Source organism: Variovorax sp. GW821-FHT10D07 (assembly GCF_059415325.1).
In genome coordinates this window covers 230914-243875 of sequence record NZ_JBWKMZ010000004.1, presented here as the reverse complement: position 1 = coordinate 243875, position 12962 = coordinate 230914, and the positions used below count along the sequence as shown (strand labels likewise).

The window sequence follows — 12962 nt, the reverse complement described above, 5'->3', positions numbered from 1 at the left end:
GGTGGATCGAAATACAAGGACTGCCACATCGTGGGAGTCGAAAGCCGAACAAGATGCCCCAGACGATGACCGAGAAGATCCTGGCCCGCGCCGCCGGCAGGCCGCGCGTGGTGCCCGGCGAGGAGATCACGGCGCGGCCCGATTTCGTGATCGCCTACGACTTCCCGGGCTACACCGACGTGTTCTTCAAGGAGACGCGCGAGGACTTCGGCATCGAGAAGGTGTCGAGCCCCGAGCGCTTCGTGCTGTTCATCGACCACATGGTGCCGGCCACCGCGCCGAAGGAAGAGGAGCTGCACAAGATCACCCGCGCCTGGGGCAAGGAACAGGGCGTGCCGGTGCACGAGCGCGAGGGCATCGGCCACCAGGTCGCGGCCGAGCTCGGCTATGCCACGCCGGGCGCCTTCGCCGTGCACTTCGACGGCCACGTGAGCCAGCTCGGCGCCTTCGGCACCTTCGCCTTCGGCGCGCGCAAGGGCGTGCTCGAGTCCTTCGTGACCGAGACGCTGACCCTGACCGTGCCCGCGACCGTGAAGGTCGAACTCACGGGCACGCTGCAGCCCGGCGTGATGGCGCGCGACGTGTTCCATCACATGGTGCGCGTGATGGGCCCGGCCTCCTGCCGCTTCAAGGTGGTGGAGCTCTGCGGCCCCGTCATCGACGCCATGAGCATCGAGGGCCGCCAGACCCTCTGCGGTCAGGCCATGTTCCTGGGCGCGACCACGATGCTGATCGCGCCCGATGCGAAGACCCTGGCCTACGTGCAGGGCCGCTCGAAGATCGCGCTCGATCCGGTCTACCCCGATGCCGATGCCGCCTACGAGCGCGTGGTGACGATCGACGTCTCGGCGCTCGAGCCCATCGTCGTGATTCCGCCGAGCCCCGCCAACACGCGCGACCTCAAGGACTACACCGGCATCGAGGTGCACACCGGCTACCTGGGCTCGTGCGCCAGCGGCCGGCTCGAGGACCTGCGCATCGCGGCCGAGGTGCTGCGCGGGCGCCGCATCCAGCCGGGCTTCCAGCTGCACGTGGTGCCGACCTCCAAGGCCATCATGGCGGCGGCCGCGCGCGAGGGGCTGATCGAGGTGCTGGTCGAGGCCGGCGCCTTCATCAGCTCGCCGAGCTGCGACTACTGCTTCGGCCGCATCGCCACCATGAGCGACGGCCAGCGCGCCGTGTCCACCGGCACGCTCAACACGCCCGGGCGCATGGGCAGCGTGGATTCGGAGATCTACATCTGCAACGCGGCCGTGGTCGCGGCCTCCGCGCTCGAGGGCCGCATCGCCGACCCGCGGCCCTACCTGGCGGCGGCGCGCGAGGGAGTTTCCGCATGAGCCTCGAGAACCTGCGCGGCCGCGCGGCCTGGGTCTTCGAGGAAGACGACTACGACATCGACCTGATCGTCGGCGTGCGCAACATCAAGATCACCGACGTGAAGGAACTGGCCGCGCTGGCCATGGCCGACTACATGCCCGGCTTCGCGGCCGGCGTGCACAAGGGCGACCTGCTGATCGGCGGCCACAACTTCGGCTACGGCCATCCGCACTACCCGGCCATGCGCGCCATGCGGCACCTGGGCATCGCCGCTGTGATCGCCGAGTCCTTCTCGCCGGGCTTCTTCCGCGGCGAGACCAGCATGGGCTTTCCGCTCGTGAGCTGCCCCGGCATCCGCGCGGCCACGGCGCGCGGCGACGAGCTGACGGTCGACTGGGACACGAACGAAGTGAGGAACCTGCGCTCGGGCCAGACGCTGATGCTGCAGCCCTTCTCCGAATCCGAGCGCGGCATGCTCGACGCGGGCGGACTCATTCCCTACCTGAAGCGCCGCGTGGTCCCCGCGAGCTGAGCCCTTCTTCTTTTCCCTTGCAGTGAGTTCATGGCGCAGCGCCCATGTCGGGTCGCCACGCCCTTTTTCTGGAGACACACGATGACTTCATCCCGCCAGGCCCTGCGCCAGCGCATCACCCACGGCCCGACGCTCTGGTTCGGCGGCGCGCAGGACGCGCTGTCGGCCCTGCTGGTCGACCAGTCGGAATTCGACGGCATCTTCAGCACCGGCTTCGGCGTTTCCGCCGCGCTGCTGGGCCAGCCCGACATGGAGCTCTACACGCTGAGCGAGAACGTCGCCACCGTGAACCGCATGGCGAACGTGGTGCGCAAGCCGATCTTCGTCGACGCCGACACGGGCTACGGCAGCGTGCTCAACGTGGGCCGGGCGGTGCGAGAGTTCGAGAAGGCCGGCGCCGCGGCGCTGCAGCTCGAGGACCAGGTCAGCCCCAAGCGCTGCCCGGCCGCCGCGGCGCCCTCCACGCTGGTGTCCATCGACGACGCGGTGGCGCGCATCAAGGCGGCGCTCGATGCGCGCCTCGACCCCGACCTGCTGATCGTCGCGCGCACCGATGCCCAGGACCCGGGCGAGGCGCTCGAGCGCGCCGCGCGCTATGCCGAGGCCGGCGCCGACCTGATCCAGCCGATCTCGCGCACCTTCGAGCGCCACGAGCAGCTGGTGCAGCTGCGCGAGGCCTGCGGCCGCCGGCTGTCGCTGATGCTGATGGCCGGCACCTGGATGACGGCGCTGACGCGCGAGCAGATCGAGAGCGTGGCCGCCTTCGCGAGCTATCCGATCGCGGGCCTGCTGACCACCGTGCACACGGTGCAGGCCAACCTGCGCGAACTGGCGCGCCGCCGCTCGGGCGACTTCGCCGACCTGCCCTTCGCCCAGACCTCGATGGCCGACTTCAAGCACATCATCGGCTGGCATGCGCTCGAGGAACGGCAGGCGCACTACGAGGTCCGCTGAGCCGGCCCCACCCGTTTTCCCATCAGAAGAATCAGGAGCACACGTGCGTACCCTCACCCTCATCGGCCGTGTCCTCACGGCGGGATCCCTGGCCCTGGGCCTGGGCGGCGCCGCCCTGGCGCAGGACGCGGCCTATCCGACCAAGCCGATCCGCCTGGTCGTTCCCTACCCGCCGGGCGGCGCCACCGACGTGGCCGCGCGCATGCTGGGCCCGCGCCTGCAGGAGGAGCTGGGCCAGACCGTGCTGGTCGACAACCGGCCCGGCGCGGGCGGCAACATCGCCATGGTCAACGTGGTGCAGAGCCCGCCCGACGGCTACACGCTGGCGGTGACGCTCACGGGCATGCTGTCGATCAACCCGGTCATCTACAAGAAGGCGGGCTTCCAGGCGTCGGACTTCGTGCCGGTCGCGCGCGTATCGCTGGCGCCGCTGCTGCTGGTGGTGCCCGAGAAGTCGCCGTACAAGAACGTGCAGGAACTGCTGGCCGCGGGCAGGAAGGCCGGCAAGGGCGGCATGCCCTACGGCTCGGCCGGCGCGGGCGGGCTCTCGCACCTGGCGTCGGAAGCCTTCAACGCCAACGCCGACGGCAACTTCACGCACGTGCCCTACAAGGGCGGCGCGCCGCTGGTGCAGGCGCTGATGGCCAACGAGGTCAGCTGGGGCCTGCTGGGCACGGGCGACGTGCGCAGCTTCATCCAGTCGGGCAAGCTCAAGGCCATCGGCCAGCTGCGCAACGGCCGCTCCGAGCTGTGGCCCGAGGTGCCGACGCTGACCGAGCAGGGCGTGCCCGGCGGCGTGGACTTCGACGTCTGGTTCGGCGTGGTCGCGCCCGCGAAGACGCCGCCCGCGGTGGTCAAGCTGCTCGGCGAGAAGATCGCCAAGATCACGGCCGAGCCGGCCTTCCGCAAGCGGCTCAACGACCTCGGCGGCGTGGCGCCCGCGACCGGCAACACGCCCGAGGCCTTCGCCGAGGTGCTCAAGCGCGAGCTCGCGATCCTGCCGAAGGCGGCGCAGGACGCGGGGCTGCAGCTGGACTAACGCTTGGGCAGCGCGTACGCGATCACGTGGTCGCCGGTGCGCGTGCCCAGCGAGCCATGGCCGCCCGCGGCCACCACCACGTACTGGCGGCCGTCGCCGCCCTCGTAGGTCATCGGCGTGGCCTGCCCGCCCGCGGGCAGGCGGCTGCGCCAGAGTTCCTTGCCGCTGTTCACGTCGTAGGCGCGCAGGAAGTAGTCGAGCGTGCCCGAGAGGAAGGCCACGCCGCCGCCCGTGAGGATCGGGCCGCCGAGGCTGGGCACGCCCATCGCGAAGGGCAGCGGCAGCGGCGAGCTGTCGCGCACGGTGCCGTTCTTGTGCTTCCAGAGGATCTGGCCGCTGCGCAGGTCGGCGGCGGCCACGTGGCCCCAGGGCGGCGCCTGGCACGGCAGGCCGAGCGCCGAGGTGAAGGGATGGAGCTTCACCGCGAAGGGCGCGCCGAAGTTCTCGTTGAGCGCGGGCAGGCTGCCCTCGGGCGGCTTGCCGCCCTGCACGTAGAGCGTGCTGTCGTCGGCGCGCGGGATCAAGGTGGAGACGAAGGCCAGCGAGGCCGGCGTGGCGAACGCGATCTGGCGCTGCGGATCGACCGCCACGCCGCCCCAGTTGAAGACGCCGAAGTTGCCCGGATAGATCAGCGAGCCCTGCGTCGACGGCGGCGTGAAGCGGCCCTCGTAGCGCAGCCGGTGGAAGGCGATGCGGCAGGCCAGCTGGTCGAACACGGTGGCGCCCCACATGTCGGCCGGCCGCAGCGCGGGCGGGTCGAAGGACAGGCCCGACACCGGCTGCGTCGGCGCCGTGCGGTCGCCCTGCGCGGCGCCCTGCGGCGCGGCCTGCTCGCGCACCGGTACCACGGGCTGGCCGGTGCGGCGGTCGAGCACGAACAGCTCGCCCTGCTTGGTCGGCTGCACCAGCGCCGGCACGCGCACGCTGCCCACGCGCAGGTCGACCAGGCTGGGCTGCGCGGGCACGTCGTAGTCCCAGAGGTCGTGGTGCACGGTCTGGAAATGCCAGCGCACGCGGCCGGTCGCGAGGTCGAGCGCAACCACCGAGGAGGCGTAGCGCTCGGCCCCCTCGGTGCGCTTGCCGCCCCACTGGTCGGGCGGCTGGTTGCCCATGGGCACGTAGACCATGCCGAGCTTCTCGTCCACGCTCGAGATCGACCAGCTGTTGGGCGAGTTGACGGAGTAGGTCCGGCCCGGACCGATCGGCGCGGTGTCCTCGGGCCGGCCCGAATCCCAGTTCCACACCAGCGCGCCGGTCTCGATGTCGAAGGCGCGGATCACGCCCGAGGTCTCCTGCGTCGAGACGTTGTCGAGCACGGTGCCGCCCACCACGATCAGCGAGCGCGTGACCACCACCGGCGAGGTCGAGTAGTACGAGCCCGGCTTCACGTTGGGCATGTTCTTCCACAGGTCGATCTGGCCGCTGCCGCCGCCGAAGCGCGCGCAGGGCTTGCCGCTCTCGGGATCGAGCGCGAGCACGCGGCCGTCGGCCGTGGGCATGAACAGCTTGGCGGCGCAGGCGCCGTCGGCCGAGAGGTTGGGCGATGGCGCCGCGGCCGGCGGCGGCTGGTACGAGAGGCCGCGGCAGGTGAGATGCTGCAGCGCGAGCGAGGGCGCGATCTTCGGCGTGTGGCGCCACAGCTCCTGGCCCGTGGTCGCGTTGAGCGCCACCACCGACTGGTGCGGCGTGCAGAGGAACAGCCGCTCGCCGACCTTCAGCGGCGTGACCTCGAAGGTGGTCTCCTCGGGATCGCCGGGCTGGCCGCGCACGTCGCCGGTGCGGTAGTGCCAGGCCTCCTCGAGCTGCGACACGTTGACCGGCGTGATCTGGCCCAGCGTCGAATAGCGCTGGCCCATGGCGGTGCCGCCGTAGGCGGTCCAGTCGGCGCCGGCGGGCGGCAGCGCCTCGCCGGTGAAGGGCGGATCGGCCTGCGGCGCGATGCCCTCGAGGCGCTCGTCGCCGCGCACCCACGACAGCACGGCCGCCACCGCGAAGGCCGCGAGCACCAGGCTCAGCGCCCGGCGCGAGGCCACGATGCCGGCGCCGTCGCGCCGCGCGAGCGCACGCGCGACCCAGGGCGTGAGCAGCAGCAGGCCGAGCAGGAAGAACAGGTCGCCGCGCGCGGCCATCGGCCACCATGCGAGCCCCACCTCCCACAGCGCCCAGGCCAGCGTGAACGCGACCACCAGCGCATAGACCATCAGGCCGCGCCCGCCGCCGCGCGGCAGCAGCAGCGCGGTGGCGACGAGGCCCAGGCCCGCGAGCAGGTAGTACCAGGAGCCGCCGAGCGCGATCAGCCAGCCGCCCGCGACGACGAGCCCCAGGCCGGCCAGTCCGATCAGCAGCGCGAGGACGAGGAGCAGCGCGCTGGCGCGGGGACGGGTGGACGAGGGCATGGCAGGGACTCCGGAACGGCGGGCAAGCTCCCACCGTAGTCCTGTGCGCGCCCCGCCGGCGTAGGCGGTTCGCGCATGTGCCTCCCGGCGCAGCGCGGCAGATCGCGCGCACGGGGACCAAGGTATGCAGCGCGCGGGCGCGGCGTGGACGAAGGTACTCGCGAACTCAGACCCGCGCGCTCAGGCCCGCGCGCGCATGGGCCAGCGCCGCCCGCGCGCGCCGCGCCCGCGCATCGGGCTGCAGCGGCCGCAGGTACTCGTGCAGCGCGAGCGCGGCCGCGCCCACGGCGGGCGCGAGCGCGTCGTAGCGCGCGGTGCGCAGCTCGGGCGCGGGCATGCCGGCGCCGTCGGCATGGTGCTTGACGCTCGCGAAGGCGGCCTGCGCGAAGCCGCGGTGCTCGGCGCAGGACTTGCCGCCGAGCACGATGGCGCGCGGATTGAAGGTGACCCAGAGGTTCTGCAGCAGCACGCCGAACAGCGCGGCGGCGCGCTGCATGTCCACGCCCTCGCGCGCCAGCACGCGGGCGCCGAAGAAGGCCTCGGCGCAGCCGCGCCGGCCGCACGAGCACGGCGGGCCATCGAGTTCGAGGATGGTGTGGCCGATCTCGCCGGCCATGCCCTGGGCGCCGGTGAACAGGCGGTCGTTGAGCACCACGCCCGCGCCCACGCCGACGTCGCAGTTGACGAAGATCAGCGGGTCCTCGCCCTCGCCCGCGGCGAACTCGTACTCGCCGAGCGCGGCGGCATCGGCATCGTTCTGCAGCTGCACCGTGACGCCCGTGAGGCCGGCCGCGGCCAGCGCGTCCTCGAGCATCGGCAGCAGGCGCACGTTGCGCCAGCCGAGGTTGGGCGCGAAGCGGACCTCGCCGGTGCAGTCGTCGACCGCGCCCGGCACGCACACGCCGATGCTCGACAGCCGCAGCCCGCGCTCGGCCAGCCGGCGGTGCGCGGCCGCGGCCATGCGCGCGACCTGCGCGCAGGTGCCGGCCGGCGCGCTGTCGGCCAGCGCCTGCTCGTCGGAATGCAACACCTCGCCCTGCAGCGAGACGCAGGCCAGCCGCGCCGTGTCGACCGCGATCTCGATGCCCATGAGCGCGCGCACGCCGACATTGATCTGCAGCGGAGTCGAGGGCCGCCCGAGCCCGTCGGCCACCGCGGCGCCCGATTCGCTGAGCCAGCCCTCGTCGAGCAGCTCGCGCACCAGCAGGCTCACGGTCGACTTGGTGAGGCCGCTCTCGCTCGCGAGCCGCGCGCGCGACAGCCCCGGCTGCGCACGCAGGAGCCGCAGCAGCACGCTGCGGTTCATGCGCTTGAGCAGCTGCTGGTCGCCGATGGTCTTCATGCGCGGGGCCGGATGGAAAGCCTCAGGCCGCGGCCACCGCCGTCGCCGCGTGCGGCGCCTGCTCGCGGCCCTCGGGCCGCTTGCCCGCGATGATCATGCCGAGCACCTCGTCCTCGGTGACGTCGGCGGTGCGGTAGGTGCCGACCAGCTTGCCGTTCTTCATCACCGCGAGCCGGTCGCTCAGCGAGAACACGTCGGGCATGTCGTGGGTGATCAGGAAGATGCCCACGCCGTCGTCCTTGAGCTGCTTCACGAGCCGGCCGACCATCGCGGTTTCTTCGGGGCCGAGCGCGGCGCAGGGCTCGTCCATGATCAGGATGCGCGCGTTGAAGTACAGCGCGCGCGAGATCGCCACCACCTGGCGCTGGCCGCCCGAGAGGCGGCGCACCGGGATGCGGATGTTGGTGAAGTTCTTGTTCAGGCGCTGGAACACCTTGCGCGCCTGCACTTCCATGAAGTGGTCGTCGAGCGTGTTCCAGGCCGTCATCTTCTCGCGGCCCAGGAACAGGTTGGCCACCGAGTCGAGGTTGTCGGCCAGCGCCAGCGTCTGGTAGATGGTCTCGATGCCCTGCGCCTGCGCCTCGGCCGGGGTGCGGATGTTGACCCTGTCGCCCGCGATGCGCACCTCGCCCGAATCGATCGGGTAGGCGCCCGCGAGCATCTTCATCAGCGTGGACTTGCCGGCGCCGTTGTGGCCCAGCAGCGCCACCACCTCGCCCGGATAGAGGTTGACGCTCACGCCGTCGACCGCCTTCACGCCGCCGAAGGCCTTGCGGATCTCCTGCAGCTCGACCAGCGGCCGGGTCTTGTCGATCTCGGCCATCTTCAGTTCTCCCCGAATTTGCGGCGATAGAGCACGTCGAACACCACGGCCACGATCAGCACCTGGCCGATGATCACCATGCGCTTGCCGATCGGCACGTCGAGCAGCAGCATGCCGCTGTCGAGCGACTGCATGATCAGCGCGCCCAGCACCGAGCCGAAGATCGAGCCGCTGCCGCCGGCCAGCGCGGTGCCGCCGATGACGGCCGCGGCGATCACGTAGAGCTCCATGCCGGTGCCCAGCGAGTTGGTGCCGGCGTTCAGGCGCGCGATCGAGACGATGGCCGCGATGGTCACCAGCACCGCGAGCAGCGCGAACAGCATCAGCGTGACGCGCTTGACCGGAATGCCCACCAGCGCCGCCGCATCGGGGTTGCCGCCCATCGCGAAGACGTAGCGGCCGAAGCGCGTGCGGTGCACGATGAACGACAGCACGATCGCCACCACGGCCCAGATCAGCACCGGGATCGGGATGCCCTGCGGCGCGTCCTTCGAGTCGATCTTGTAGTGGTTCATCACGGCCGCGAACAGCAGCACCACGGCCGCCGGCACCGCGGTCAGCAGCAGCTCGATCCACAGCGGCTCGTTGGGCATCTCGTGGCGCGTGCGCGCGCGGCGCTTCTGCACCATGCGCGCGAACAGCACCACGGCCACCAGCCCCGCGATCACCCAGCTGGCCGTGACGCCGATGCCGCCGTCGTAGCCGCCGCCCAGGCGCTGGAAGAACTCGTCGTTGACCGGCTGGGTCTTGCCGTCGGCCACCAGGAAGGCCGCGCCGCGGAACGACATCAGGCCGCCGAGCGTGACCACGAACGAGGGCACGCCGAGCACCGCCGTGAGCCAGCCTTGATAGATGGCCACCAGCAGCGCCACCGCGAGCCCCGCGAGGCAGGCCGTGGGCCAGGACCAGCCCGAGGTGTACTGCAGGTAGGCGATCAGCACGCCCACGAAGCCCATCACCGAACCGACCGACAGGTCGATGTGGCGCGCCACGATGATCAGCACCATCACGGTCGAGACGATGCCGACCACGGCCGTCTGCTGGGCCACGTTGTAGAGGTTCTCGGGCGTGAGGAACACGCCGCCCGACATGAGGTTGAAGGCGATCGCCAGCACCGCCAGCAGCACGCACATCAGCACGAGCCGCAGGTCGATGCCGGTGCGGCGCCACCAGCCTGGGGTTGGATTGCTCATTGGAGGACTCCCTCGGAGAAAACGGGATGGGCGGCGGCGGTCACGGCCGGCCCGTCGGGGACGGGGCCCGCGCCCTGCCGCGGATCGCGCGCGGCGCGGCGGGACGCACCGCGCGGTGCGCCCCCTGCCCTGTTCTTACTTGCAGGCCGCCGGCGCGTTCGCGCCCGAGACGCCCTTGCAGAGTTCGTCCTTCTTGATCCAGCCGGCCTTGACGACCACGTCGAGGTTGTCGCGCGTGACCGGCACCGGCGTCAGCAGGCGCGAGGACAGCGAGACCTTCTTCGGGCCCGAGTTCCAGGTGCCTGCCTTCTCCACCGGCTTGCCCTGCGACAGCGCCAGCGCGGCGCTGGCGGCCTCGCGGCCGAGCTCGCGCGAGTCCTTGAAGATGGTGGCGGTCTGCGTGCCCAGCGCGATGCGGTTGAGCGCCGCGAAGTCGGCGTCCTGGCCCGACACCGGGATGCCGCGCAGGCCCTTGGCCGTGAGCGCGGCCACCGCGCCGCCGGCCGTGCCGTCGTTGGCGGCCACCACGGCATCGACCTTGTTGCCGTTCTTGGTGAGGATCTGCTCCATGTTCTTCTGCGCCACCTCGGGTTTCCAGCCCTCGGTGTATTCGTCGCCGACGATCTTGATGTCGCCCTTCTTGATGGCGTCGGCCAGCACTTCCTGCTGGCCCGCGCGCAGGAAGTCGGCGTTCGGGTCGCTCGGCGAGCCCTTGATGATCACGTAGTTGCCCTTGGGCTTGACCTTGAGCACCTCGCGCGCCTCCATGCGGCCGACCTCGACGTTGTCGAAGGTGATGTAGAACACGCCGGGCGCCTCGATCAGGCGGTCGTAGGCCACCACGGGCACCTTCTGGCGCGTGGCCTTGGTCACGGCGGGCAGGATCGCGTCCTTGTCCATCGCCAGCACGATCAGCGCCTTCGCGCCCTTGGCCATCAGGCCCTCGATGTCGCCGAGCTGCTTCTCGGGCGAGCCGCCCGCATCGGCACTGATGTACTTGGCGCCGAGCTTCTCGAGCTGCGCCTTGATCGCGGCCTCGTCGGTCTTCCAGCGTTCTTCCTGGAAGTTGGACCAGCTCACGCCGACCACGGTCTGGGCCATGGCGCCCACGGCCGTCAGACCGAAAGCCATGGCGGCCAGGGTGTGTTTCAGTTGCATCGATGTCTCTCCAGTGTTGAGTCGCCCGGTGCAGGCGGCCTGTGCTTCGGGACCGGCGCGCGAAGGCCGGAACCCGCCCCATGCCACGCCTGTGGTTCGCCGCGGACCCGATTGAGAACCTTGGCGCTACTTAGTTTGGCTGGCGAACTAACTATCCCATCGCAGGCGCGGCGGGGGCATCGGGGAATTCCCCGAGCGGGTCGGACGGACGGGGGAAAAGGAGGCGCCGCGGCTCAGGGCGCGGGTGCGTTCGCCGGCGCGGGGGCCGGCCAGGCGACCTCGCTGGCCACGCGCGGCTTGCCCATCGGCGCGCCGGCCTTGCCGATGCGCACGGCCGCCATGTCGGCCTCGCTCGGGTACTGGTCCGAGAGCCAATAGTCGAACACGCGGCGCGCGATCGGCGCGGCGGCGCCGGCGCCCCAGCCGGCGTTCTCGACGATCACGGCGAGCGCGATCTTGGGATCGTTGACCGGCGCGAAGGCCATGAACAGCGCGTGGTCACGCTGGTGCTCCTCGAGCGCGCGCGCGTTGTACTTGGTGTTCTGCGCCTGCGTCACGGCCTGCGCCGTGCCGGTCTTGCCGGCCGCCTGGTAGCCCGCGCCCGCGAACACGCTGCGCGCGGTGCCGCTGGTGACCACGCTGGTCAGGCCCTCGCGGATGACCGCGATGTTGGCCGCCGTGAGGCCCAGGTTCACGCCCGGCGGCTGCGGCAGCGGCACCACCTGGCCGCTGACGGTGTCGCGCGTGGCGAGCGCGAGGTGCGGCTTGTGCTTGATGCCGCCGTTGGCCACGATCGCGGTGGCCTGCGCGAGCTGCAGCATGGTGAAGGTGTTGTAGCCCTGGCCGATGCCCAGCGAGATGGTCTCGCCCGCATACCACTTCTTCTGCTCGGGCCGCTTGTAGGTGTTGCGCTTCCACTCGGTGCTCGGCAGCACGCCGCGCACCTCGCCGCCGAGGTCGATGCCGGTGATCTGGCCGAAGCCCAGCGGCTTCATGAAGTCGTGGATCATGTCCACGCCCATCTCGTTGGCCAGCGAGTAGTAGTAGATGTTGCTCGACAGCTGGATCGAGCGGCGCATGTCGACGCCGCCGAGGTTGCCCTCGGGGCTGCCGAAGCGGTGGCCGCCGAAGTTGAAGTAGCCGGGGTCGTTGACCACCACGCTGGCGCCGCGCTTGCCGGTCTGCAGCGCGGCCAGCGCCATGAAGGGCTTGTAGGTAGAGCCGGGCGGGTAGGTGCCGCGCAGCGCGCGGTTGAGCAGCGGCTTGTCGATCGACTCGGTCAGCGCCTGCCAGCTCTCGGTGTCGATGCCCTCGACGAACAGGTTGGGGTCGAAGGTGGGCTTGCTCACGAAGGCCAGCACCTCGCCGGTCTTGGGATCGATCGCCACCAGCGCGCCGCGCCGGTCGCCGTACATCTCCTCGACCAGCTTCTGCAGCTTGATGTCGATCGACAGCATGACGGTGTTGCCCGGCGTGGCCGGATGGCTCGCGAGCCGGCGCACCGCGCGGCCGCCGGCCGAGGTCTCCATCTGCTCGACGCCGGTCTGGCCGTGCAGCGTCTTCTCGTAGCTCTGCTCGATGCCGAGCTTGCCGATGTAGTCGGTGCCCTTGTAGTTGGCCTGCTCTTCCTCGTCCCAGTCCTCCATCGCGATCTTCTCGCGCTGGTTGATGCGGCCGATGTAGCCGAGCACGTGCGAGCCCAGCTCGCCCTGCGGATAGTTGCGGAACAGCCGCGCCTTGATCTCCACCCCCGGAAAGCGGTAGCGCTGGGCCGCGAAGCGCGCGACCTCCTCGTCGCTCAGGCGGGTGCGGATCGGGATCGAGTCGAAGCTGCGCGAGTCCTCGCGCAGGCGCTTGAAGCGGCGCCGGTCGCGCGGCGAGACCTCCACCACCTGCGTCAGATCGTCGATGGTCTGCTCGACGTCGCCCACCTTCGAGGGCGTGATCTCGAGCGTGTAGGCCGAGTAGTTGGAGGCCAGGATGATGCCGTTGCGGTCGAGGATCAGCCCGCGGTTGGGCACCACCGGCACCACGGCCGTGCGGTTGCTCTCGGCCTGCTCGGCCAGGTCCTCGTGGCGCGTGACCTGCAGGTAGATCAGCCGCGACGACAGCAGCCCGAAGGCGAACAGCACCGTGAGGCCGATCACGATCACGCGGCGCTTGAAGCGCGCGAGGTCGGCGGCGACGTTGCGGATTTCGGTCATGGGC

Annotated in this window: 10 protein-coding genes; 4 read left to right on the top strand and 6 right to left on the bottom strand. The window is 70.9% G+C overall.

The window, feature by feature from the left end:
- The first annotated feature begins 65 nt into the window (after positions 1 to 65).
- The 4 genes from AC07PU_RS15555 (at position 66) to AC07PU_RS15540 (ending at position 3842) form a co-directional block, all read left to right on the top strand.
- Positions 66 to 1337: a 3-isopropylmalate dehydratase large subunit gene (locus AC07PU_RS15555; RefSeq protein WP_495318610.1), complete on the top strand. Its 1272-nt coding sequence runs from the start codon at positions 66 to 68 to the stop codon at positions 1335 to 1337.
- The gene (locus AC07PU_RS15550) at positions 1334 to 1849 is read left to right on the top strand and encodes a LeuD/DmdB family oxidoreductase small subunit (protein ID WP_495318608.1); all 516 of its coding nucleotides are present in this window, start codon (positions 1334 to 1336) and stop codon (positions 1847 to 1849) included. The genes AC07PU_RS15555 and AC07PU_RS15550 overlap by 4 nt, the downstream gene beginning before the upstream one ends.
- A gap of 81 nt (positions 1850 to 1930) precedes the next feature.
- Complete coding sequence (locus tag AC07PU_RS15545) at positions 1931 to 2803, top strand: isocitrate lyase/PEP mutase family protein (RefSeq protein ID WP_093344104.1); 873 nt, start codon at positions 1931 to 1933, stop codon at positions 2801 to 2803.
- 43 nt (positions 2804 to 2846) lie between these two features.
- A complete protein-coding gene (locus AC07PU_RS15540; RefSeq protein ID WP_093344103.1) occupies positions 2847 to 3842 on the top strand; it encodes a Bug family tripartite tricarboxylate transporter substrate binding protein in 996 nt (331 codons plus the stop codon).
- On the opposite strand, the gene AC07PU_RS15535 is transcribed toward AC07PU_RS15540, so the two are convergent.
- From AC07PU_RS15535 to mrdA, 6 genes are all read right to left on the bottom strand, one after another.
- Positions 3839 to 6238, bottom strand: a complete 2400-nt coding sequence (locus AC07PU_RS15535; RefSeq protein ID WP_495318605.1) for a membrane-bound PQQ-dependent dehydrogenase, glucose/quinate/shikimate family — start codon at positions 6236 to 6238, stop codon at positions 3839 to 3841. The genes AC07PU_RS15540 and AC07PU_RS15535 overlap by 4 nt on opposite strands.
- A gap of 166 nt (positions 6239 to 6404) precedes the next feature.
- Positions 6405 to 7580 carry an ROK family transcriptional regulator gene (locus tag AC07PU_RS15530; RefSeq protein ID WP_093344100.1) on the bottom strand — a complete coding sequence of 392 codons (1176 nt, stop codon included), beginning with the start codon at positions 7578 to 7580 and terminating at the stop codon, positions 6405 to 6407.
- Positions 7581 to 7602: 22 nt separating this feature from the next.
- Positions 7603 to 8403: an ATP-binding cassette domain-containing protein gene (locus tag AC07PU_RS15525; protein ID WP_093344099.1), complete on the bottom strand. Its 801-nt coding sequence runs from the start codon at positions 8401 to 8403 to the stop codon at positions 7603 to 7605.
- A gap of 2 nt (positions 8404 to 8405) precedes the next feature.
- Positions 8406 to 9596: a sugar ABC transporter permease gene (locus tag AC07PU_RS15520; RefSeq protein WP_093344098.1), complete on the bottom strand. Its 1191-nt coding sequence runs from the start codon at positions 9594 to 9596 to the stop codon at positions 8406 to 8408.
- A 135-nt stretch (positions 9597 to 9731) separates the two neighbouring features.
- Positions 9732 to 10754, bottom strand: a complete 1023-nt coding sequence (gene xylF / locus AC07PU_RS15515) for a D-xylose ABC transporter substrate-binding protein (RefSeq protein ID WP_093344096.1) — start codon at positions 10752 to 10754, stop codon at positions 9732 to 9734.
- Positions 10755 to 10987: 233 nt separating this feature from the next.
- Positions 10988 to 12958, bottom strand: coding sequence for a penicillin-binding protein 2 (mrdA, locus tag AC07PU_RS15510; protein ID WP_203203792.1), 1971 nt, complete (start codon positions 12956 to 12958; stop codon positions 10988 to 10990).
- Between the last annotated feature and the right edge of the window lie 4 nt (positions 12959 to 12962).

Coding starts and splice junctions, on each gene's coding strand:
- mrdA (WP_203203792.1), bottom strand. CDS start 12,958: ATGACCGAAATCCGCAACGTCGCCGCCGACCTCGCGCGCTTCAAGCGC.
- AC07PU_RS15535 (WP_495318605.1), bottom strand. CDS start 6,238: ATGCCCTCGTCCACCCGTCCCCGCGCCAGCGCGCTGCTCCTCGTCCTC.
- xylF (WP_093344096.1), bottom strand. CDS start 10,754: ATGCAACTGAAACACACCCTGGCCGCCATGGCTTTCGGTCTGACGGCC.
- AC07PU_RS15550 (WP_495318608.1), top strand. CDS start 1,334: ATGAGCCTCGAGAACCTGCGCGGCCGCGCGGCCTGGGTCTTCGAGGAA.
- AC07PU_RS15525 (WP_093344099.1), bottom strand. CDS start 8,403: ATGGCCGAGATCGACAAGACCCGGCCGCTGGTCGAGCTGCAGGAGATC.
- AC07PU_RS15520 (WP_093344098.1), bottom strand. CDS start 9,596: ATGAGCAATCCAACCCCAGGCTGGTGGCGCCGCACCGGCATCGACCTG.
- AC07PU_RS15555 (WP_495318610.1), top strand. CDS start 66: ATGACCGAGAAGATCCTGGCCCGCGCCGCCGGCAGGCCGCGCGTGGTG.
- AC07PU_RS15545 (WP_093344104.1), top strand. CDS start 1,931: ATGACTTCATCCCGCCAGGCCCTGCGCCAGCGCATCACCCACGGCCCG.
- AC07PU_RS15530 (WP_093344100.1), bottom strand. CDS start 7,580: ATGAAGACCATCGGCGACCAGCAGCTGCTCAAGCGCATGAACCGCAGC.